This is a genomic window from Olsenella uli (assembly GCF_016900775.1).
GTDB classification, from domain to species: domain Bacteria; phylum Actinomycetota; class Coriobacteriia; order Coriobacteriales; family Atopobiaceae; genus Thermophilibacter; species Thermophilibacter uli_A.
In genome coordinates this window covers 1-22,575 of record NZ_JACJKN010000022.1, presented here as the reverse complement: position 1 = coordinate 22,575, position 22,575 = coordinate 1, and the positions used below count along the sequence as shown (strand labels likewise).

The window sequence follows — 22,575 nt, the reverse complement described above, 5'->3', positions numbered from 1 at the left end:
CCTGAACGCCCTATCGCGTTCAGGGCAGCTCTCATATCGACGGGGTATCCGAGGCGGAGGATGACTCACGCAGCTCCTCAATCTGCTTTTCGGCGAGGGCAAGACGCTGGGTGAGTGTCTTAATCGCGCTGGCCTGCTTGCTCACGATGGAGCTGAGGGCAAGCGTGATGATGAGGAGAAAGCACAGCCCGGCAACAAAGACGAAGTTGGAGAAGACCTTGAAGCCCAGAAGGTAGGTGAAGTCGCCTACTTGCTTGCTGAAAAGACAGATGAGAAGCATGGCGACGGAGAGGACAAGCCAGAGCAGGGAGTACTTGAGGGTGAGACGCCCCTTCGAGACGAGTCTGAGCACATACGCCATGAAGGCAAGGCAGAGCAGCGGAAAGATAATGTTGTAGAGCATGTTCATGAAGCCACCTCTATCCTTTGTGGCGTGGTGTGCTGGTAAGGGCCGAGATGACGATGGCAAGCGTCACCTTAACCATGTAATAGACGCTCGAGAGCGCGGAGATCGATGAGGTGCCTCCCTGTCGCTCGTGCATGACAACTGGAACCTCGTCTATCGCAAGCCCACGCTTCATCGCGGTCACGATGGACTCGGGCTCGGGGTAGTCGACCGGGTAGTTCTCGCAAAAAAGGTCGATTGCGCGCCTGCCGCAGGCCCTGAAGCCGGACGTCGGATCGGTAACGACTTTTCTGCAGAACAGCCCTATCCACCAAGAGAGCCATTTGATTCCAACGCGTCTGAGGGCGGTGGACTGAAACCCCTCGGTCTTCTCGAGATAGCGCGATCCGATAACGAGGTCCGCGCCTTTGGACACCCTCTCAACCAGGGCGCCGACATAGCGGGCGTCGTGCTGCCCGTCCCCATCAAATTGGACGTCTACGTCATAGCCGTGCTGTCGTGCGTATAGATGACCCGCCTGAACGGCACCGCCAATGCCCAGGTTGCGCGGGAGATCCAAAACGTTGATGCCGTGCTCGTGGCAGAGCGCGAGCGTACGGTCGCGCGACCCATCATTAATGACAAGGTAGTCAAAACCCGCGGCTTTGACGCTCTGGACGACGGAAACGATGGACTCTTCCTCATTGTATGCGGGTATTATAACGAGAGCGCGCAAGGGTAACCCTTCGTTGTATGACGGACAAGTATATCCATACTATCAGGTCATCTCCAAGCCCCGGCCATCTGCTTTGACTTACATACGTACGAATTAATGTAGCGTAGTATTATGTGCCGGATGATGACAAGCGTGCGTGGTTTGGGACGGCATGAAAAACAAGAAGGTACTTATTATCAGCGAGTACATCGCTCCCGTCCAGGCAGTCGCCTCTATCCGATGGACCAAGTTCGCCAAGTACCTCGCAAAGGAGAACGGCTGCGAGGTAACCGTGCTTACCAATTCCAAGAGCTACAAGCGGGGGGTGTTTCAGAGCAAGCCCTATGCAAAGGACCCGGCGCTTGAAAAGGACATGCGGTGGTTTACCACAGTTGAGATTCCCCATTCGGTTGGCCAGGCCTTTTCCAACGCCGTTTTCAACCTCGGTCGCAACGCTCTCGATGCCTTGAAGTCTCGCTCCGCCGGAGGCGCTCAACGCCATGCTCCAGACACGCCCGCTCAATCCGGCGCCCTGTCTGGCGAGAAAAACCAGAAGCTCGACGCCGCGCTTACCAGCAGCCTCCCTGAGAGGATATACGAGCTCGTCGACGGGTGGTGCGGCAGAGCGCTCGTCCGTGCCGGAGCTCGTGCGAGGGTCGAATGGGATTCCTTTGACGTCATGATTTCCACGTACGGCCCTCTCTGGCCGCACCTGCTTGCCGCAGGCATAAAGGGCGCTCATTGCAACGTGCTTTGGGTCGCCGACTTCAGGGACCCCATTGTCAACTCGGTGCGAACCGACACCCCGTCCAATCGCCGACTTGCTCAGGAAGTTACCAGCCGTGCAGATCTGATTACCGCCGTGAGCCAGGGGACACTCGAGAACCTGTATCTTGATGGGACGTGCCCGTCGGCCGTCCTCGTTAACGGCTTTGACCCTGACGAGGTGTCCGTGTCCGGGCGACAGCGTTCGGATTGCTTCCTTTTCGTCTATACCGGCACCTTGTACTCTGATGATACTTGCAGGATGGATCTGTCCCCCCTGTTTATGGCAATAGAAGAGGCCTCTAGGAGAGGGTGGCTTGACCTTTCCCGTGTTCGAGTGGAGTATGCGGGGACCACATCCCATCTCTTCCAGCGCTTTGCGCGGGAGTATCCCGACGTACCCACCTTCGACCATGGCCTGCTTCCGCGTGACGAGGCCCTGGCGCTGCAGGATCGGGCATCGGCGCTCGTTGTTGCCAGTTGGAACAATTCAAAACAGACCGGCGTTCTTACCGGGAAAGTGTTCGAGTACCTGAGCAGGGACGTTCCGATAATCGGCCTGTGCGCCGGAGACATCCCTGGCTCTGACCTTCGCTGCCTCATCGAGGACTGCGGGGCAGGCATGTGCTATGAAGAGGCGGACAAGGAAACCTACGATGACCTTGTATCGTTTGTTGGCGGGCTCTACCTCCAATGGTCCGAGAAGGGTCTGACGTACCGTGATTCCAGGGCGGCTGAGCGGGTTAGGCGCTATTCGTATCCCGAGCTTGCAGAGCGCCTTGTTTCTTCGATGGGGAGTTGTCGCAGCCCCAACGAATCGCCCCTTTCTTCGTGACGGGGATTGTTCATGGAAACGTTTTGGCAAGCCTATTCGTACCGTAAAATGACCGAATAGGTGTTTTCAGGCATGCGGGCAGGGGAGCTGTCATATGAATACCACTGAGATTAGGCAGGCAATCGAGAGCCGCGCGCTGGTGTGCGGGACGGTTGGCCTTGGTTACGTTGGTCTGCCGCTAGCGGTCGAGAAAGCCAAGGCGGGCTTCAGGACCATTGGCTTTGACGTTCAGCAGGCGAAGGTCGACAAGGTCAACGCCGGCGAGAACTACATCGGCGATGTTGTGCAGGAGGACTTGGCGGAGCTCGTCACCGAGGGCCGCCTCGAGGCTACGACTGACTTCTCCCGCGTCTCCGAGTGTGACTTTGTTGCCATCTGCGTTCCTACGCCGCTGGATATTCACCAGCAGCCGGATACGTCGTACATGGAGAGCTCGGCTCGCGAAATTGCCCCTTACCTTAAGAAGGGTGTGATGGTGGTCCTTGAGTCTACTACCTACCCCGGCACCACCGAGGACCTCATTCGACCAATCCTGGAAAAGGGCTCCGGCCTCACCTGCGGAACTGAGTTCTACCTGGGCTTTTCGCCCGAGCGCGTCGATCCGGGCAACCTCATCTATAAAACCAAGAATACGCCCAAGGTGGTGGGGGCTATCGGCGCGGAGGCGCTCGACCTCATCGCCAGCGTCTACGAGTCCGTGCTTGAGGGTGGCGTGACTCGCGTCTCCAGTCCGGCCGTCGCCGAGATGGAGAAGATTCTCGAGAACACCTACCGCAACGTGAACATCGGCCTGGTTAACGAGCTCGCCCAGCTCTGTGACCGCATGGGTATCGACATTTGGGAGGTCATCGAGGCTGCCAAGACCAAGCCTTACGGCTTCACGGCGTTCTATCCTGGTCCTGGCCTCGGTGGTCACTGCATCCCACTCGATCCTTACTATCTCTCCTGGAAGGCGCGTGAGTACGGCTTCCACACCTCGATGATCGAGGCGTCCATGATGGTGAACGACCGCATGCCCGAGTACTGCGTGGAGCGCGCCGAGCGCCTGCTCTCCGACCGCTCGCAGAAGGCCATCTGTGGCGCTAACGTGCTCGTCCTGGGGGTGGCCTACAAGCAGGACATCGATGACTACCGCGAGAGTCCAGCTCTTCGCGTGATTGAGTGCCTTGAGAAGCGCGGCGCCAACGTCACCTACTTTGATCCGTGGGTGTCCAGCTATCGCTTCAAGGGCGTTGAGCGCGCTTCCATCCCCGAGCTGACGCCTGAGGCTCTTGAGGCTGCCGATCTCGTTATGGTCACTTGTGCCCATACCAACGTCGACTACGACATGGTGCAGGCTCACGCTCAGGTTGTCTTCGACACCAAGAATGCCATGAAGGCTGTCGAGAAGCGCGACAACATCGAGGTGCTATAAATGAAGTACGCTCTTATTGGCTGTGGTCGCATCTCGACCAATCATATCGCTGCTGCGGTGCGCAACGAATTCGACATCGTCGCAGTCTGCGACGTCGTCCCTGATCGGATGGAAGATGTCCTTGCCAAGCACGGACTTGAGGGCGATGCTTCTATCGCGCGCTACACCGACTACCACATGCTCCTCATAGAGCATCCTGAGCTCGAGCTCGTCTCCATCGCCACCGAAAGCGGCAAGCACGCCGCCATCGCGCTCGACTGCATCGATGCTGGCGTGAACGTCATCATCGAGAAGCCCATGGCCATGTCCATGGCAGACGCGGATGAGATCATCCGCCGCTCCGAGGAGCGCGGCGTGCTCGTCTCGGCATGCCACCAGAACCGCTTCAACGTTGCCGTCCAGAAGACGCGTGCGGCTCTCGAAGCGGGGCGCTTCGGCCGGCTCTCCCACGGCTCTATCCACGTCCGTTGGAATCGCAACAAGAGCTACTACGAGCAGGCGCCGTGGCGCGGCACGTGGGCTGAGGACGGCGGCTGCCTCATGAACCAGTGCATTCACGGCATCGACCTGCTGCGGTGGATGATGGGCGACGAGCTCGTAGAGGTCTACGGCCAGACGCGCCAGCGCTTCCACGACTACCTTGAGGCAGAGGACGTGGGCGTGGCGGTGCTCACCTTTGCAAATGGCGCTGTCGCCACGGTCGAGGGCACGGTCAACGTCTACCCCAAGAACCTCGAGGAGACGTTCTATCTCTTTGGCGAGACCGGAACTGTCAAGATTGGCGGCACCTCGACGAACAACATTGACGTCTGGGACTTCGCGAGTGAGGAGAAAGGGGACGTCGAGAACCAAGGCCTTAAGGAGGCCACATCCAACGTCTATGGAAATGGCCACACGGCGCTCTTCGCCGACATGGCCGACGCCATCGCCAAGCACACGACGCCCTATGTGGACGCCCATGCTGGCCGCGCGGCACTCGAAGCGGTGCTTGCAATCTACCAGAGCCAGCGGACGGGCAAGCCTGTGAGGCTGCCGCTCACGGACTGTTCGACGCTTGACATGATGGGGGAGTTCTAGTGGCTGCATTCGTGCACCCTACGGCGGTCATTGACGAGGGGGCCACCATCGGCGATGGCACCAAGGTGTGGCATTTCTGCCACATCCAGTCTGGTGCGCGGGTTGGTGAGGGCTGCAGCCTTGGACAGAACGTGAACGTTGCGAACGATGTCACCATCGGCGATGGCGTGAAGATTCAGAACAACGTTTCCATCTATCAGGGCGTGGAGCTTGGCGACTGGGTGTTCTGTGGGCCGTCCTGCGTCTTCACAAACGATCTCACCCCGCGTGCCAAGTACCCCAAGGGCGCGGCCAACTACCTCAGGACACTTGTGCGCACCGGTGCCTCCATCGGGGCAAATGCCACAATCGTGTGCGGGCATGAGATAGGGGAGTGGGCAATGATTGGCGCCGGCGCCGTCGTGACCGCGGACGTCCCCGCCCACGCACTCATGCTTGGCGTGCCGGCGCGCCAAGTCGGCTGGGCCTGCGAATGCGGAGCCGTGCTGTCCGACGACTTGACCTGCCCCTCGTGCGGGCGACGCTACGAGAAGAACGGTGACGAGCTTAGGGAGATTGGCTAGTCATGGAATTCAGGGATCTGAGGGCGCAGCACGTTGCTCTCAAGGAGGATATCGACGCGGCGCTTATGGATACTGTTGCTGCTGGTCGCTTCATCGGAGGCGATTCCGTTTCCCTGCTGGAGCAAGAGCTTGCCGATTACGTTGGGGTTAAGCATTGCATCTCCTGTGGTAACGGAACGGACGCGCTGCAGCTCGCTCTCATGGCGTGGGGGATCGGTGCGGGTGATGCCGTCATCGTGCCGGACTTCACGTTCTTCTCTTCAGGCGAGGTCGTTTCCGCCGTCGGTGCCACCCCAGTCTTTGTTGACATACTTGAGGATACCTTCAATATCGACCCCTCTCAGATTGCTCCCGCTTGTGCCCTGGCGCGGGGGCAGGGGCTCATCCCTCGGGCGGTTATCGCTGTTGACCTGTTTGGACAGCCGGCGGATTACCCCTCGATTCGCAGGGTGTGCGAAAGCGAAGAGCTCCTTCTGCTCGAGGATGGTGCTCAGGGCTTTGGTGGTGCCATCGGCGAGAGACGTGCCTGCTCCTTCGGCGACATCTCGACGACGAGCTTCTTTCCTGCAAAGCCCTTGGGTTGCTACGGCGACGGTGGAGCCATCTTCACTGATAGCGATGAATGGGCGACGCTCATTCGCAGCTACGCCGTACATGGCAAGGGCTCGATGAAATACGACAACGTCCGCGTTGGCATGAACAGCCGTCTCGATACCATCCAGGCGGCAATCTTGCGCGTGAAGCTCGCGGCGTTCGCGGAGCACGAGCTGGATGACGTGAACGAGCGCGCGGTGTGGTACGAGGGGCTGCTTGGGAGCACTTCTTACAAGACGCCGTCGGTTCTCGAGGGGTATCTGAGCTCGTGGGCGCAGTATACCGTGATTTGTCCCGATGGCGTTGACCGTGACGAGCTTCAGGCCGCGCTCATGTCACGGGGCGTCCCCACGAACGTCTACTATCCCAAGCCCATGCACGAGCAGCTCGCGTTTGCCGGCGGCCGCCTGCTGTTGCCCTGCCCGGTGACCGAGCGCCTGTGCAAGGAGGTTCTCAGCCTGCCGATGGGGCCATACCTCACGCGGGAGGATACTTGGACGGTTGCTCACGCCTTGAGGAGTTTGACGTGTTAGTCAAGAAGTTTTCCGACCTGGGGAGATCCTTATTCAGGGGCGGCTTCTTTGACATCGTTGGAGCTGGGACTCTCAACAAGGCCATTGCAACGATAATGAGCGTCGTGCTGGTGCGAGTGCTCTCCAAATATGATTACGGCGTCTATTCTTATGCGTTTAATATTGCCAGTTTCTTTATCATCTTCAATGGGTTGGGGGCTACGACTGCGGCGCTGCAGCTTTGCTGTGAGGCGTTCAACGACAAGGATCGGGAGTGTCGACTTTATGCATATGCGTATCGGGTTTCGCTGGTTGTTGGGTTCCTATACCTGTTACTTGTTTTAGCTATTGCCCTCCTTGTTCCGCTAAGCATTCCGTCGTCTGGTCCGATTCTCGTCCTTTACTGTGCCTATCCGCTGCTTCAGCAACTTTTTGATATTAAGACCATTCTTCTTCGTGTGCGTCTCCAAAACCGAGATTATGCAATTGCGTTGAATCTTCAGACAGTTCTGACCTGCATTTTCTCGATAGTCGGAGCGCTGACATTCGCGGCACCTGGCCTAGCGGTCGGTCAGTCCTTGGCTCTCTTGGTTGCCTACGCGTGGCTTTGCCGTCTCTTCCCCTTTGAGCGTGATTATTTATGGTCATCTTCACTCAAACGCGATGATATGACACAGTTTTGGAGGATTGCACTGATTTCTGCGTTTAATAGCGGAGTGAGCCAAGCGTTTACTCTCTTGGGAACCATGTTTATCGGCATGTTTATTGCCGACGAATTGGTTGTGTCCTCCTACCGCGTTGCCACAACAATTCCGTTCGCGCTGCTTTTCTTCCCGAATGCCATCGTGACCTATATCTACCCGCACTTTGTTCGCCACAAGGACGAACGAGTTTGGACGCTCAGAAACTATGCTCTGATGACGTTGGGAGGCGGCATTCTCATGGCAGTTATTACCGTCTTCTTTATCGTGTTTGCCGATCCGATCGTTAGTTTGATTTTTGGGGAACAGTATGTAGATGCCGTGCCCGTTATGCAGATTGTAATGATAGGCTTTTTTATAACTGCGACATTTAGGACTCCAGCCGGCAATCTACTGGTCACCCAGCGCAAGCTCGTCTCAAATTCCGTGATTGGCGTCATAATGATCGTCGTGTGTGTCATTGCCAGCTATGTATTGATACCAAGATTCGGTATGGTGGGGGCTGCCGCTGTATATGATCTCTGCATGATAGCCGGAGCAGTTCTATCATGTGTCATCTACCTCAAGACTGTTATGAGTCTGTCTGATAAGGGATAACGTTGTGTTGAGGTGCCCCGTTCTTACCCGGCCGTAATGTTCACCAAGGCTGGCGATCCTTTGGTTCTGTCGATTCTGGAAGGCGGTCTCATCGGTGAGCACGAGCTCATTCACAAAGAAAAGGCTATATCTGTTCACCAATGGTTTCCCAAGCCTTCCTCAGGAGGAGCCGTTTATTTCTCCAGAGCTGAGAAGTCTTGAAGATGACTATGACATTATTTTGATAGCTGTTGTACCGTCAAATAATCGAGAAGAAGGCAATTTGCTTGGCGGCACGAAAGACTTCCTGCTTTACGCAACACCTGAGATGGCACTGGCTAACATATCTCGCCTCGCCTTTGACGCGCTTCGAGCGGTGTTCTCAAGAGTCATGATTCGCGAGCTGATCGATCTCGTTTCGGACGGATTCTCTGTCGAACGATTGGTAGATTCGCTGAAAATGGCAATCCTTGCAAAGGATTTTCAGAGCTTTTGCAGGAAGCATTCCGTTTTTGGCTACTCCGAGGATGCTATTTATTACTCGTTTTGGTTCGCTCTTCCCCTCTTGACGCTCTCTTTCGAAAAGTTGGGGAAGCCCAAGATGAAGGTCGTTGCCCGTGCGCATGGATATGATCTCTTCAATGAGCGTCAGCTGCATTCACGTCAGCCGTTTCAACGGGTAATGAGAGATGCATGCGACAATATTTTTTTTATCTCAGAACATGGGAAGTCATACTTCTCGGCAGCCTTTGGCCCAGAGAAGAAACTCGGGCAATATGTTGTCAACAGGCTGGGGGTGAGATCACAGCAGCGTAGTCTGATGAGATGGCCGGTGGGGGGAGAGAGGCTCATTGTTAGCTGCTCAAATCTGATTCCACTTAAGCGTGTGCCCCTAATTGCGGAAGCGTTGGCAAAGCTGGCCAGGCCGGATATTCGATGGGTTCATTTTGGAGATGGTGACGAGCTTCCGAAGCTTAGGAGGTATTGCGAATCGAACCAGCTGAGAGCCTCGCTGTTTGGATATGCTCCAAACAGCGAGATAATCTCATATTACTCAAGGCATTTAGTGACATGCTTTATAACCACTTCTTCTTCGGAGGGCCTTCCCGTTTCGATAATGGAGGCAGAATCCTTTGGGATTCCGGTTATAGCTACCGATGTCGGGGGCATTTCTGAAATGATAGATGGAAATGGAGTGCTCTTGTCCCCTAATCCCGCTGTAGACGAGGTTGCTGAGGCAATAGATTCAATATGCTCTCTACCCCAAGCTGAGTGGGAGCAGCTCTCACGGCGTTCGTACGCCATTTGGGATGAAAAATATGATGTCAATAAGAACAAGCAAGCTTTGAGGGTCGAAATGATGCGTCTTATGAACAGAAGATGAATCAAGGCCAACAGGAGAGGAGTCCCTTTCGTAATTCCGTGATAATAATGAATACAGGTGGAATCGATAGCCTACAATTTATTAATAATTACATTATTGAAATGAAATTAAACAAAATCCCATCGAGTTTAATCTTGTGAAGATTCATAATGAACCACAAAGACCATTTTATTTTTAGTGTCTGTCCCGTTGATGCCGAAAGGTGGAAGAGGGGATTGGTCTCATATTCCGGAAACAGGCGCTTTGCGGTGGAGAAGATTAGGGTTCGTCGAGAGCGCATATCCTCAACACCACAGCCGTGCGCATATGTGATGAGCGCGTTAAGCGCATTGGCGATATAGGCGTAGCAGACTACGTCACGTTTAGAGGACTCGAGCGATGCAAACGGAAACTCATCGTTAAGCTGATTGAACATGCTAACGACGCTCTTCTCAAAATGTATCTCGTGAGAGATGGTTTTCGTCGTTGACTGTCGGTTGAGGCGATAGTGGTAACCGGTGTAATCCAGCCTCTCGCACGAGGCGCCACCGCAGAAGCATGCCAGATTGAAGAAGATGTCCTCACCGCGCCGCTCTTTGGGAAAGCGAATGGAATGCTCATCAAGAAATGCCAGCCTGAAGAGCTTTGCGCACGCAATGGAGTATGTGGAAAGACACCAAGGAATCTGAGGGGCGGGGCACTCGGTTAGCCGTCCGTCGACGTCGCGAGTATAGCCAGCGACGATTGCGTCGAAATCACCCTGTCGTGCCGCCCTTCGATATGTCGAAATGTAGTCGCCGGCTACGTAATCATCGCTATCGACGAACGTGACATACTCTCCTCGCGCAAGCGATATACCCCTGTTCCGCGTCTGCCCCTGTCCGACGTTCTCCCCATTCTTCATAATCCTGAACAGGTCGGGATACGTGGCGGCATAGGCCGTCGCTATTTCGAACGATCCATCGGTGCTACAGTCATCGATGCAGATGACCTCATAATCGCTGCAATCTTGCTTGGCGAGGCTTGTGAGGCACTTATCAAGGTATTCTGCGGCATTGTAGATTGGAACAATGACGCTCGCGAAGATCGTTCGAGATGTCGTAGCCTTACTGCTCATGGTGACGTCACCCACCAATCTGTGCTATATAGCCAGCTCCGTTTGAATAGATGACCTCGACATCACCGCTCTCCAGCAGAATGTCGGATGCCGCAGCAGCACCATCGTCTCCTTGGTCGGCATAAGGGAGGGTAATGACCGTTACATAGTCGAACGAGCCGTCGAGTACTTGATCAACACTGTCTCCCGGGTTGTCCGGCTTAACCCTGATTTGGCGAATGTCGTCAAGCTGACACGTTATGTCAAAGTACCACCCGCTGTACATTCCAAATGCAATGACCGGCACCTCTTTGCCCTCGTCCACGTAGTCTGAAGCCTCGTGACAGAGATTCCATACGTCCGCGCTGATAGCACCGGAGGTTCGCATGGTATTGAGGTTCCATTGGTAGACGTCGAGATAGGGGTGATATGTCGCCGGGGTTCCCGTCCCGATAGGCTGATAGGCGTTGGCAAATCGTTGGTCGATGTTTCCGATGACCATTATGCCCAAGAATGCGGCAACGGCTGCATATGCGCCCAGCAAGATCTTCCCCGGCAGCTCAAGCGCCCTTTCCGCTCCAACCGAGGCAAGGAGTAGGGCGAAGGGCCAAATGGCAAACTGCAGCTTACCCAGATAGTAGGTTGAGACCGCGTGGAAGTATGTGGGGACCAGAAGCACGACGAACGAGGCGCAGAGAACGCAGAACGTCAGCGCATGGGGGGATTGGAGGAATCTGCGTTTTTGGAAGGCATCCCAGAAAGAGACGATGATGAGCGGCAGGAAGAGTACGAGATTGGAGTAGAGGTTGCGATACATCCCTCCCTCGTTGTCGAGGGCGCTTGATACCGTTACCGCTCCAGACCTGAGTATGTCGTCATAGAAGAACCAAGCACCCAGGATTCCCGGGAGGGCGAATGTCGTGAGGCAGACGGTTGCGAGCTGGCGTTTCGAGGCCTTGCCTTGGCGCGCCAGGGCTGCCGCCGTACAGACGAAGGCGGAGAAAAAAATGAAGGGGGCAAAGAGGGCGTAGCTCGTAATGAGGCCGTAGAGGGAAATTGCGAGTCCGGCAAAGTATCCCCATTTTGCCGCCCGAGCTATCCGGATGCAGAAGAACACCGCCAGGACCGCGAACGAGACTCCGACCCCAAGATAACAAAAGCCCCAGATCATCCCGTTGAGGGGGTAGCCCAGCGCATAAAGCATCATGAAGATGCCAGACAGCGCTTCCCGGTGCGCTCCCTTGAGCAGCTCGTAAGACGTTGCGTAGAGGAGGAGGCCGCCAAAGTACCAGAACGTTATGTCACAAAGGCAGTAGACCTTATAGAAATAATCAAATCGAATGAAGGGAGAGAAGAACCCGAAGGCGTTGGCTATGTAGTTCCATGCCTGGTACATTCCAGTGACCGTGCCATCGAAATATATGAGAAGTGACCTTCTGAAATGGTTGATTGCATCGGTGACGATGTAATGGGGGGTGAAATCCGGGCCGAACTCCAGCCGAACCACCGCAAGCGCAATTATTGTGAAGACAACCATCACGATGACGTCCCTTTTTGTGATGGTGAGGGACTGGGTGACCCCCCTTTTCCGCATGATGAGATGGAGCGAAACGCCGAGGGCAAGGTTGCCGGTAGCTTGCGATAGCAGCGAGACGGGGATATGGGCCAATGTGCAGGCTCCGGCAAAGAGCCCATCAAATCCGAGCAGCAGAAAGAAGGACAGCGGAATCCACGCAAGGATGCTTTCCTGCCCCTGGCGCTTGGGGAATATCATTACGGCTGAAAAAGCGAGAACGTATGATATGAGATACAGGATGCTTATGAGTGCGGACACGATTCCCCCATCAGATTGGCTTCTGTCGAATAGTAGCGTATCGTGGACTTGCGACCAAAGGTCGAGTTTGGTGTCGGGCAGGGTCGCGATAAGCTCGTCAGAACTATGCGCAGTTGGGGTTGGTCACCATGAGCCAATTGATAGATTATGCCGTCCGCGTCCGAAGCCATCCGCGGTTCAAATGGCTGCTGGCTACCGCTGTTTTGGCATGTCTTTTTATTGGATATGGTCTGTACTGGTATGCCTCGAGCGGCCGTAAGCTCGTGCTGGCAGCGATGGTGGCGTTTGGCGTTCTGCCGGTTGGCGCCCTCCTGATGGCGGCGAGGGGAATTCTCTCCAGCACGAGGGGGCGTCTCATCGGCTTCGCGGCCTTGCTCTCCTGCTCCTGCCTCCTGTTCTCGGTTCTGTTCCCCCCGTTTTCCGTGGCCGATGAGTTCCATCACTATTTGTCATCGTACTGGCTCTCCGAATGTGTGACGGGGTCCGCGGGGCTTGACCGTCCAGAGACCGTAGAGATGCGTCGGGATGACTGGGAGCTGTACTCAGACCACGGCGCGCGCGATGAGCGCAATGACTATCAGACGTTCACCATTGATGCCGAGAGCTACCAGCAGGTCTTTGAGGAGTTCAGCTGGGGGCAACGGCATGAGGGCTCCTACGAGGTTCCCGAAGATTTGATGTTCAATTTCACCCTCGGTAACGAGAACGTCGTCGCTAAGGTCGGATCAGTCGTAGGCCTCCTGTTTGGAAGGCTGCTAGGATTGGGCGCGTACCCCGTCTTCTACCTTGGAAGAATCTTCTCTGCGGCGTTTTTCGTTGTATGCGTGATTGCTGCAATACGCATAACCCCGGTCGGCAAAAACGTCATAATGGCGATCTCGTTTCTGCCGATGGTCCTCCAGGAGGCCGCATCCTACTCATATGACGGCGGAACCATCGGTCTGAGCTTCGTTTTCATCGCGCTTGTGCTCAGAGCAGTGCTGGGGGAAGGGGCACTGAGCCGTAGGATGATGGTCGCCCTCGCCTTATTTGCGACATTGCTTGCCCCGTGCAAGGCGGTCTATGTGCTGGAGGTGGGGCTCGTTCTTCTTATTCCCGGCCGGCGATTCACCTCAAGGCGGGCCGCCGTTGCATATAAGGCGGGCGTCTTGGCCCTTGCGGCCCTTGCCGTTTCGGCGGGCAAGCTCGCAATGGTCTCCTCGGTGTCCTCCGGCACGACGACCTTCGCCTTTCCGGGGGAGCGAACGTTCTCACTCTATGACCTGATTTCCGACCCCTTGGGGACGATCTTTCTGTTTGCGAGGACATTCGACGTTTCCGCAGATAACTATTGGATGTCTGCGGTGGGCTTTAGCCTGGGATGGCTGCAGCAGAACCTCGTCATGCCCTCCTCACTCATGGGGCTGTATGTTGTCGGCATGCTGTATTCCTCCCAACGATCTGAGGATGACGCCGCTGCCTTGTCAGGCGGGCTTCGTGCGGCGCTCTTTGCCGTGGCGGCCCTCGTCTGGATCGCTGTCATGGTCTCTATGGCCGTTTCTTGGACGCCGAGCACTTCGGAGACGATTCAGGGGGTCCAGGGGAGATACATCCTCCCCGCGCTCCCTCTGCTGATGCTGTCATTTCGGTCTGGTCGCGCCTTTCTGTCTGGGGGGAGTGGCCAGATAACGCTCGCGCTCTTCTCTGGGCTCAATGCCCTGTATATGATTCGCTTCATTGCTGTTGCGCTCTTGGTATAGCTGTTTGCTGCGCGAGCCCTCAGCGGGCCGTGGCGCTTCGGCGCCTATCACCGACAGTGGGCGAGACAGCCTTAAGGTTGCTTGGCGTAACGCAGGAATCGGGAAGAAACCCAGATGATGGACTTGTGAGATGTCCCGCCGACGTGGAAGATCCAAGGTGTCGGCCTCATGCTTCCCGCTCGCCGAGTGGGGGGATCTACCAGCCTAATTTGAGTGGGACGACGGTCCAAGCTTGTTGAAAATGGGCTAAAGGTAACGTTGCGTAGGGTGGGGGTCATCGTGATGAGGGCTGGATTCAGGGAGAAGAAGTACGGAGCGACTATCCGTGCGCTCGTTGCGATGATGGTTCTCTTCGGTGCCCTCCTTGTCCCGGCATGTGCGCTGGCGGCGGAGGATGGCGCTGCGATGCGGCGTCTCTACAACCGCTACACGGGCGAGCACTTCTACACGGCGAGCGTGGAAGAGGCTGACAGCCTCGAGATGCGTGGATGGGAGTACGAGGGGGTCGGTTGGTACGCACCGAGGTCGGGAGCTCCCGTCTACCGTTTGTATAACCCATGGGTCCCCGGTGGAGACCACCACTACACGCTCTCCTCTGTGGAGCGCGCCAGCCTCGTTGCTCACGGCTGGCGTGATGAGGGTGTTGGCTGGTACTCAGTTTCGGGCGAGGAGGGCGTTCCCCTATACCGCCAGTACAACCCCTATGCGGCCACGGGCACTCACAATTACACGACGTCCAGCGCCGAGAGAGCCCACTTGCTTTCTGCGGGCTGGCGCGATGAGGGGATCGGCTGGCGCGGCGTGCGCGAGGGCCACGGAATAACGGACGAGGAATTTGCGGAAAGGGCCCGCGTGCAGCTGGGGGTTCCCGATCTTCCGTCCATCACATACCGGATTGGCGCCCCGTATTACTGGGAAGGTGCTGACATAATGCTGAGGCCAATTGCGTTCTACCAGGACGGCGAGCTCGTTGCATTTGCCGACTGCACGCTGAACGGGAGTCTTGGCAGGAATATCTGGGGATATACCGCCCCATAGGGGCGCGTCTGCGTTTGGGCGGATTCTATTAGCTTACGTGACTACGGCTGCGCATATAAGCCGGATACTGTCCTCGGGAATTCCCTCTACGATGGAATTTCCGCGTCACTTGCTGAGGTGAGTGTACAAATGACGATAACTCCGAAACAGCCGCGCGCGTGATTGCCTCGCCTGTCGTTGAGGGCTCCTGTGCGGGAACGTTTGAAACTGACCTCGTTCGGCTGAGTGTCGGCGGCATTTTCATCGAGCCCATTCCCACTCAGTGCCATGCCGGTGAACCCTAGAGCCGGACGTAGAGATCTCATTCAATGGAACTCCTCATAGAACCGGTCCCCTTTGTAGCTGCAGCCAGAATGACAAGGACTGGGAGGTGGGCCGCGCCAGCATCGGGGGGGCATTGGTTGCACGGCTTCCTCGAAGGCGTGCCCGTCTATCGGCTCTACTATCCCTTCGCTTAGGGAGGGGATTGCCACTACACCGCCTCCCTGGATGGGCGCGGCATCTCATACCGCTTGGCTGGCGCGAAGAGGGGCTGGTATGAACACATGGAGTGGAGAAAGAGATTCTGTGACTTTTGGGCTGACGGGCGAGAGGGCCCGGCAGCCTCTGGCACAACCGCTCGCCGGGGAGGTGCCTCCGAGCGATTGCTTCATCTGGCCGAAGCATGCGTAGTTGAAAATTAGTTAAAGGAATCTGCTGGCATACGGCATTTAGGAGGCCTTATGAGCGGAAAGCATGACTTCTCATGGCATGGCAACATAGCAAGATTTAGCTTCTTGATATTGGCGACAATAGTCACGCTGTTGGCCTCTTTTGGGTTCTCCTCCGTAGGGAAGGCCGCGGATATGGTTGATGGCGCTCCGAGCGAGATTGACGGCTTACGGGTAACGCAGGTAGAGCTGGGCGGCGACTTTTCTGCTGCGATTAAAGCTGGCGGTTGCTATCAGAATTATGATAGCAACCGCCAGAGAGGAGTCGGCATGCAGCCCGTTCGCCCGGTGAGTGACCTGAGGAACAAGTTCGCGGCGATTTCCGAGGACGTGCACGAGGGCGGTCGCCCCGTCATCCTCACGCGCAACGGCCGCGGCGATATGGTTGTCATGAGCATGGAGTCCTTCGAGGAGCCGAGCTTTCATCCGGAGGTTCTTGTGGCACTGCGCAAGGCAGAGTGTGAGGCGGCAATTACCGAAAAACGCTTCTCGCTTGACGAGGTCCTCTTGGAAGCCCGCGCAGCTGTTGCAAGAGCCACGAGCGTGGAATCTGGCCGTGTATAGGGCCGAGGTCCTTCCCTCCGCTCGCTGCGGCGTGGTTGATGCCGTGAGGTATATGCCACAGACGCTCGGCAGCCCCCAAGCCGCCGAGCGCTTCCTGGACTAGTTTGAGAAGAGGGCCTCGTCGCTCTGCCTGATGCCATGGTGCAGGAGGGCCTATGTGCCGCTGTGCGAGTTGGGCCATGAGTTCCGGACGATGGATGTGGGAGACTATCTGCATTTTCTGCTGGATTGAGGAGGAGCTTGAGCGCGTGGCGACCGTGATGCGCGTCCTGTTCGCGGGAACCGACTATGCAAGGAAAGCGAGCGCTGAGTGAGGGCACCCTGAATTAGGACGCGGCGCAGCATTTGCTGGCGAGGCTCGGCCGTTCTTGGAGGGGCGCGCAAGAGATGCGGGGGAGAGGCCTGTCGCGCCCCTCATTTCCCTATGGCGCTTCTCGCGTTGCAGCGCGGACATCCATCCGCCAATCTCTGCTACATCAAATGTGTCGCCTTAATCCAATGGGGCGGGGACGCAGGAGAGTCAAGGCGGGCCGCACGCTCGCCCCCAGAGGGGCGGAGCATGCGGCCCGACAGACCGTCAGGAAGCGGATAAGCGAAAGATGCCTAACACCTCTCGTTGAGGGCATCCATCTCGTCGGTCTTCTGGGTCCTCTCGGCCAGGATCTTCTGGGAAAGACCGATACGATTAGTCTTGTAGTGGAAGAAGGGACGGGCGTTCAGCTGGCGAATCTCGACGGGCTGCATGTACTCCTCGGGCAGACAGTCGCGCACAGGCTTCTCTATGTCAGCGAGGGTGTAGCCGTCCTTGAGCACTACGAAAAGATAGGGCAGGAAATGGCGCGTGTGCTCCACGTCAGGGACCAGCACGAAGAATTCGTCGTCGATGCCTGGGATGTTGGCGTCCGCCACGATGTTTTCGAGTGGGAGGGTTGCGAGGTCGCCACCGCCAAAGCGCGTTGCCTTGCCGCGCGTCTGTACGTAGATGACGCCGTCCTCATTCATCCAGCCAATGTCGCCGGTATGTAGCCAGGTTCGACCGTCGGCGTGCTTCTGCAGCGCCTTTGCGGTGGCCTTGGGGTTGTCGTATCCCAGCATGAGGCCGGGTCCGGCGATGCAAATCTCTCCCATCTGGTTGTAGGTCAGCTCGTTTTGGGTCCCCGGCTCAAACACGCTGACGGTGTTGAATAGCATGGGGATGCCAACGTTGCCGTTGCCCATGGGGTGGGGCGCCATCGGCAGGGAGACGTTGGAGCCCGCCTCGCTGCTGCCGTAGCCGGTGGTAAAGCGGATGTGGCAGTTGTGGTCCTCGAGGAACTTCTGCGCGCGGTGCATCTGATTGTTGTTGTAGGACTCGGAACCGGCGCCCGCTGCCGTGAGGTGAGAGAGGTCGTAGTCATCAGGCACGCGACCATTGCGCATAACGGTCTCGATGAACATCGGGATGATGGGCCAGCTGTTGGGCTTGTTGCGCATCAGCTCAAGATCGACGTCCTCCACGGCACAGTACGGGTCGAGAATAAGGAGCTTGTTGGATGCGAGCGGCATCAGCACCATGGCAACCACCACGGCGACAAGCGTAGGCGGCAGGCACGTGACCATCCAGGTGGGGCGCTGATCGGTGGAGCCAGCGTAGAAGTTCATCTGCGCAATGACCGAGAGCATGGTGCGCGCGGAATGAATAACCTGCTTGGAGGGGCCGGTAGATCCGCTGGTGTAGGCGCGGAAAAGTGGACGGTCAATGTCGGTGGGAGCGTAGACCTCGCCGATATAGCTGTTGCCGAGGGCAAGGAACTCGTCCCAGGTCAAGGTCTTTGAGCCGTGGGCCTTCTCGGTGGGATAGCGACGGTCAAGATTGGCCCGGACGTAATCGGGCATGTCATCGCGGCTGCAGGAGTTGCACGCGTCGAGAAGCACGACGCGCTCCACGTCCGTATCGGCAAGGAAGCGACCGAGCTCGTCCTGCGAGAGCCAGTCCTGGGCAAACATTGCCTTGGCGCCGGAGTTGCGCACTGCCTCAACGTTCTCGCGCAGGGTATTGTCGCGGCTCAGCAGCGAGGCGCCAATCTTCTCGGCGGCGAGCAGGAGGTAGATGAACTCGGGGACGTTGGCGAGGAACACAGGAATCTGGTCCCCCTCACCAAATCCAAGGCTGCGCAGCGCGCGTGCAGCTTGATCGGCTTGGCCGAAGACCGCGCTCCAGCGAATGCGGGTACCATAGAAGTCGATGGCGTCCACGTCGTCCCCCGGGCAGCTTGCGTGGAGGTACTCCTCCACCGTGCATTCGGGTAGACGTATCATCTTCTGAAGTGCTTCCGGGTAATATTTCAGCCAAGGACGGTCAACGCTCGGCCTTCCCGTCATCGAGTCTACCGTGTTCATCACGCATGCTCCTTTGTCCTTCTTGGTTTACAGATATGCCAAAAAAGGGCTCTTCAGCGTTTTTGGTGGGTGTCACATCCCGAGGCGAGCCACATCGAGAAGCAGTTCTGCATGCCCTCGGGTTTTCGTCCGAGAGAGTCCAATCGAGCTCTGAAGCAGCCTCCTTTTTCTCATCGCATGAGCAGGCTGTGCAGAAGGCCTCCGCCATCGCGCGGGCTCGCGCCGCGAGCAAAGTGCGATGACGGAGGCCTGTCGCTTCCACGAAGCTCTCAGGGTGCTTGACTCACGCGCAGTCTGTCGCCCTGAGCAAGTGGGCCCTTCTCGTACGACTTAGCTCCGGCGCCTAAGAAGCGCACCAACACCAGCCGCGGTGACGCCGAGCGCGGCAATGCCCGAAACGGCAACTGTGGCGTCGCCGGTCTCCGGGAGTGCGTCGTCCCCAGAGTCGGCCTCGTCATCGGATGCCGCACCGGAAGTCTGGGCGCCGCCGTTCGGGTCTTCGGAGTCATCGCCGGGATTCTCCGGGTTAGCGCCGGAATCATCCGGATTCGTGTCCGGATCCTCGGGAACGATGACAGGATCATCGGGATCGATCGAAGGGTCCTCGACCTCAACCCACTTGGCGTAGAGCGTGATGTCGCTCGTCACGGCAGAGGAGAAGTCATAGGGCGTGAGGCACGCCGGCTCGGTGTACCAGCCCTCGAAGGAGTAGCCCTCGCGCGTCGGATTAACCTCCGGCTCGGCAACGGCGTCCCCGTCCTCAACCTCGACCACGACGTTTTCCGTCTCGTCGATTTGGTCATCAAAGGTAACCGTATGGGTCTCGATCACGGGATCGGATGTCGAAGGCTCGTACACCGCCTCGATAACGATGTACGGACTGACCTCCAGTCCCATGAGCTGGTCCGCGGAGACGGGGTTGCCGCCGCAGACAGACCAGCCGACAAAGTCATACCCCTCGAACACGACAGGGTCGGGCACCTCGGATATGGTCATCTTGCCATCGACGATGGGACCCTCGACGTCCTGCATCGTTGAGGCGCCGCTCTCAGGATCGGTGCACTGGAAGGTGATGAAGCCCTGCTGCTGCTCCGGCTCCTGATCGTCGCCACAGCCCGGCCCAAACCCATCCCAGTAAGGCGCGCCGCAAAGATCGCAGATGCCCCATGGGAAGACCAGGTCGACGTACAGGTGCGAGTTCTCCCAGTTGCCGTAATGCCAGCCGAGGGCCGACTTGTCCTCCGGGCTGCCTGCATCCTGTGCTGACACGGGATTCGTGGCAGCATCGCCCTCCTCGGCATATGCCGAGGCAATCGGCAGAGCAACGGGGCTCAGCGCAACCGCTACCGCGAGTCCAGCGGTTACCGCGAGAGTCCCTCCGGTTCTTCTCTTCATGTATGTATCGCTCTCCTCTTTGTCCCATTTTGCCCAAAATGGGTCGCCTCAACGGACGGCAAATATCATAGCTCTGGCATAATTAGTTGCGCAACATTTTTGTTTTTAGTCACAATCAGGGAGTTTGAGGGCGCGGCCCATCCATCCTTTAGAAATGCCTCTGCCGGATCAGCATGTCTATGGCCGGGCAGCCGCGCATCCCGCTTCACCCCGGCACCCCCGAACAGCCGCCTCCATGCCAAGTACGGCGCCGTGTCTCAGTGCGCCTGCTTGCAACGTGCGCGCACATGCCCCGTGGGTCGCGCTGGGGAGCGTCTTGCATGCCCCTCTCGGTAGAACTGCCAGGACGCAGCGCTGCGCCCGCCGCGTCGAGGCGTCGATGTCCCCACTTGCTGAGCTGATGGGGTCGTAGCCAGCCGGCGTGCGCTCGGGAAGACTGCGAAGCGGATGGCGATCGTGAGCCGAGGGGGCGTCATTCCGCGCGCCCGAGGGGTTCTCCAAAATGCGCTTCCCGAGGCCCGACCGCGTCGCCCCGTTCCGCGTTGTCCGCACGGGGTCCGAGATGGCGTCTGGGCGTCCGTGTCGCCCCATGGCCGAGATTGGCAGCGGGCTCTTCGTGGGCGCCATAGAGGCCGGGCGGCAGCACGTGTCCGAGCAGCAATATATATATATAAGATGCGCATGACCTTGCCCCTCTGCGCGGGATTCGCGGAGAGAGCCAACGTGATGACGAGGGCCAGGAGCCAGCTGTGTCCGGGCCTCTTTCTGCCTATGCGCGGAGGAGGGCTGCCGCTCGTCTCGCTGCGCCACCCGCCGGGATGAGAGGCTCGCGAGGTTCGTCTTCCTGCAGGTGATGCTAGGGTAAAATCCGAAAGAAGGGACGGGAGTGTCCCGCTCACGCCCCCTTCGCAAACGCTGACGCCGAGGCACGATCCGAGGCAGACCAACAGTAACGCTATGCTAACCTACTTCAAAGTTGCTCAACTAACATCGTCAGAGTTATGATATTCGCACCATATAATTCGTGCATAGACTGATTTCGTAGCGGCCTATGCCGGATTTGGCTGACTAAGAGAAGGGACTCTGGAGATGGATTTTAGGAGCAAGGGAAAGCTGGCGGCGACCGCGGGCCTTGCCGCCGTGCTCGCGCTGAGCCCGGTCGCTGCTCCGGTAGCGACTGCGCTTGCCGCCGACGGAAACACGGAGACGGGCGTCGAGGCTCAAGATGCGGAGACATATACCGTCACCTTTATATTCGGTGACGACCTCAACGAGGATAAGGTCGAGACCTATGAGGCCGGCAAGCGAGTGAGCAGGCCGACCGGCTACCTCGCCACCGAAGGCGAGACCATCTATGGCTGGTACACGGATCCCGAGCTCACCAACGAGTACTACTTCAACACGGGCATCGATCAGAACCTGGTGCTCTACGCCAAGTGGGGTGAGAGCGAGCACACGGTAACGTATTGGAACGAGACGTCCTACGACGATATGACTGATGCGGTGCCGTATCTTGTCCAAACCGTGGAGCATGGCCGTACGCATCCGCGGCCGGACGACCCTCCCGAGCGCGATGGCTACAAGTTTGAGGCTTGGTACTCTGACAAAGAGTGCACGCAGCGCTACAACTTCCGTGCCGTAGAGGCTGATACCGACGTTTACGCTGGCTGGACGAAGGACCCGACGGTCACGTACTACCTGAGCCCTGAGTCTAAGGAGCCCTTCTACACCGTCACGGTTGACCTCGACCTCAGCCCTGATGAGCAGAGAGAGCTGCTTAACAAGACTGCGGCGTTCAAGCACCTTGACGTCGAGATTCCTGAGGACTATGAGTTCGACGGCTTCTATACCACCCCCGACTATTCGGGAAGTAAGTTCACAAACTGGGGCGGCGTAAGAGAGGACACCACGCTCTACGTCAAGTTCAAGCAGACCCCCGTTGTGACCTATGACTTCCAGCTCGAGGGCGTGGAAGACCAGACCGCCGAGGTCTATTTCGGCGACTATGCCGATCCGATGACCTACGACGATAATGAGGGGTACGTGATTGCGGGCTGGTACACCGATCCTGAGTGCACCGAAGAGTACGACTTCACCGAGCCCGTCATGGGCGACATGACGCTCTATGCCAAGTGGGGCGTTGCGCGGTATGTCACCTTCGACGACGGCGTTGACGGCAACGAGGACGTCGTCTCGACGGTCGCCAACGGCGAGCCCGTTGCCAAGCCCGCCGACCCCGTCCGCGAGGGCTACGACTTCGCCGGCTGGTACACCGATGAGGCCTGCACCGTGGCCTACGACTTCGCGGCCCCCGTCGAGG

17 protein-coding genes are annotated in these 22,575 nt (G+C 57.6%); 11 read left to right on the top strand and 6 right to left on the bottom strand.

The annotated features are described in order from the left end of the window. Positions 1-31: 31 nt before the first annotated feature. Together H6A23_RS10750 and H6A23_RS10745 are read right to left on the bottom strand one after the other, a co-directional pair. On the bottom strand, positions 32-403 hold the full coding sequence (locus H6A23_RS10750) for a DUF2304 domain-containing protein (protein WP_204832170.1): 372 nt from the start codon (positions 401-403) through the stop codon (positions 32-34). 16 nt (positions 404-419) lie between these two features. Beyond that, entirely contained in the window at positions 420-1,121 is a 702-nt protein-coding gene (locus tag H6A23_RS10745; RefSeq protein ID WP_204832169.1) for a glycosyltransferase family 2 protein, read from the bottom strand. A 151-nt stretch (positions 1,122-1,272) separates the two neighbouring features. Between H6A23_RS10745 and H6A23_RS10740 the strand changes: the two genes are divergently transcribed. The 7 genes from H6A23_RS10740 to H6A23_RS10710 all read left to right on the top strand — a co-directional run bounded on the left by H6A23_RS10740 (position 1,273) and on the right by H6A23_RS10710 (position 9,521). Beyond that, entirely contained in the window at positions 1,273-2,700 is a 1,428-nt protein-coding gene (locus H6A23_RS10740; RefSeq protein ID WP_204832168.1) for a hypothetical protein, read from the top strand. Between the two features lie 94 nt (positions 2,701-2,794). Continuing rightward, positions 2,795-4,114 (top strand): nucleotide sugar dehydrogenase, encoded by a 1,320-nt coding sequence (locus tag H6A23_RS10735; protein WP_204832167.1) that lies wholly within the window; start codon positions 2,795-2,797, stop codon positions 4,112-4,114. Further along, positions 4,115-5,191, top strand: a complete 1,077-nt coding sequence (locus H6A23_RS10730) for a Gfo/Idh/MocA family protein (RefSeq protein ID WP_204832166.1) — start codon at positions 4,115-4,117, stop codon at positions 5,189-5,191. It begins immediately after the preceding gene. After that, positions 5,191-5,754, top strand: coding sequence for an acyltransferase (locus tag H6A23_RS10725; RefSeq protein ID WP_204832165.1), 564 nt, complete (start codon positions 5,191-5,193; stop codon positions 5,752-5,754). The genes H6A23_RS10730 and H6A23_RS10725 overlap by 1 nt, the downstream gene beginning before the upstream one ends. 2 nt (positions 5,755-5,756) lie before the next feature. Next, positions 5,757-6,881 carry a DegT/DnrJ/EryC1/StrS family aminotransferase gene (locus H6A23_RS10720; protein WP_204832164.1) on the top strand — a complete coding sequence of 375 codons (1,125 nt, stop codon included), beginning with the start codon at positions 5,757-5,759 and terminating at the stop codon, positions 6,879-6,881. Further along, entirely contained in the window at positions 6,875-8,158 is a 1,284-nt protein-coding gene (locus tag H6A23_RS10715) for a lipopolysaccharide biosynthesis protein (protein ID WP_204832163.1), read from the top strand. The genes H6A23_RS10720 and H6A23_RS10715 overlap by 7 nt, the downstream gene beginning before the upstream one ends. Positions 8,159-8,252: 94 nt before the next feature. Further along, complete coding sequence (locus tag H6A23_RS10710) at positions 8,253-9,521, top strand: glycosyltransferase (protein WP_204832162.1); 1,269 nt, start codon at positions 8,253-8,255, stop codon at positions 9,519-9,521. Between the two features lie 88 nt (positions 9,522-9,609). Here the strand turns inward: H6A23_RS10710 and H6A23_RS10705 are convergent, their stop codons facing one another. Further along, positions 9,610-10,617, bottom strand: coding sequence for a glycosyltransferase family 2 protein (locus H6A23_RS10705; RefSeq protein WP_204832161.1), 1,008 nt, complete (start codon positions 10,615-10,617; stop codon positions 9,610-9,612). 7 nt (positions 10,618-10,624) lie between these two features. Continuing rightward, complete coding sequence (locus H6A23_RS10700) at positions 10,625-12,430, bottom strand: hypothetical protein (protein WP_204832160.1); 1,806 nt, start codon at positions 12,428-12,430, stop codon at positions 10,625-10,627. Positions 12,431-12,567: 137 nt separating this feature from the next. Here H6A23_RS10700 and H6A23_RS10695 point away from each other — a divergent pair, with 137 nt between their 5' ends. From H6A23_RS10695 to H6A23_RS11595, 3 genes are all read left to right on the top strand, one after another. Further along, positions 12,568-14,169, top strand: a complete 1,602-nt coding sequence (locus H6A23_RS10695) for a DUF2142 domain-containing protein (protein ID WP_204832159.1) — start codon at positions 12,568-12,570, stop codon at positions 14,167-14,169. Between the two features lie 267 nt (positions 14,170-14,436). Further along, entirely contained in the window at positions 14,437-15,207 is a 771-nt protein-coding gene (locus H6A23_RS10690) for a hypothetical protein (RefSeq protein ID WP_204832158.1), read from the top strand. A gap of 722 nt (positions 15,208-15,929) precedes the next feature. Next, positions 15,930-16,481 carry a type II toxin-antitoxin system Phd/YefM family antitoxin gene (locus tag H6A23_RS11595; RefSeq protein WP_286165964.1) on the top strand — a complete coding sequence of 184 codons (552 nt, stop codon included), beginning with the start codon at positions 15,930-15,932 and terminating at the stop codon, positions 16,479-16,481. Positions 16,482-17,084: 603 nt separating this feature from the next. On the opposite strand, the gene H6A23_RS10680 is transcribed toward H6A23_RS11595, so the two are convergent. Together H6A23_RS10680 and H6A23_RS10675 are read right to left on the bottom strand one after the other, a co-directional pair. Further along, positions 17,085-18,779 carry a class I adenylate-forming enzyme family protein gene (locus H6A23_RS10680; protein WP_204832157.1) on the bottom strand — a complete coding sequence of 565 codons (1,695 nt, stop codon included), beginning with the start codon at positions 18,777-18,779 and terminating at the stop codon, positions 17,085-17,087. 411 nt (positions 18,780-19,190) lie between these two features. Further along, entirely contained in the window at positions 19,191-20,255 is a 1,065-nt protein-coding gene (locus tag H6A23_RS10675) for an InlB B-repeat-containing protein (protein WP_204832156.1), read from the bottom strand. A 1,089-nt stretch (positions 20,256-21,344) separates the two neighbouring features. On the opposite strand from H6A23_RS10675, the gene H6A23_RS10670 reads away from it, so the two are divergent. Further along, positions 21,345-22,575 (top strand): InlB B-repeat-containing protein (locus H6A23_RS10670; protein ID WP_204832155.1); only part of this gene is annotated, 1,231 nt, incomplete at its 3' end.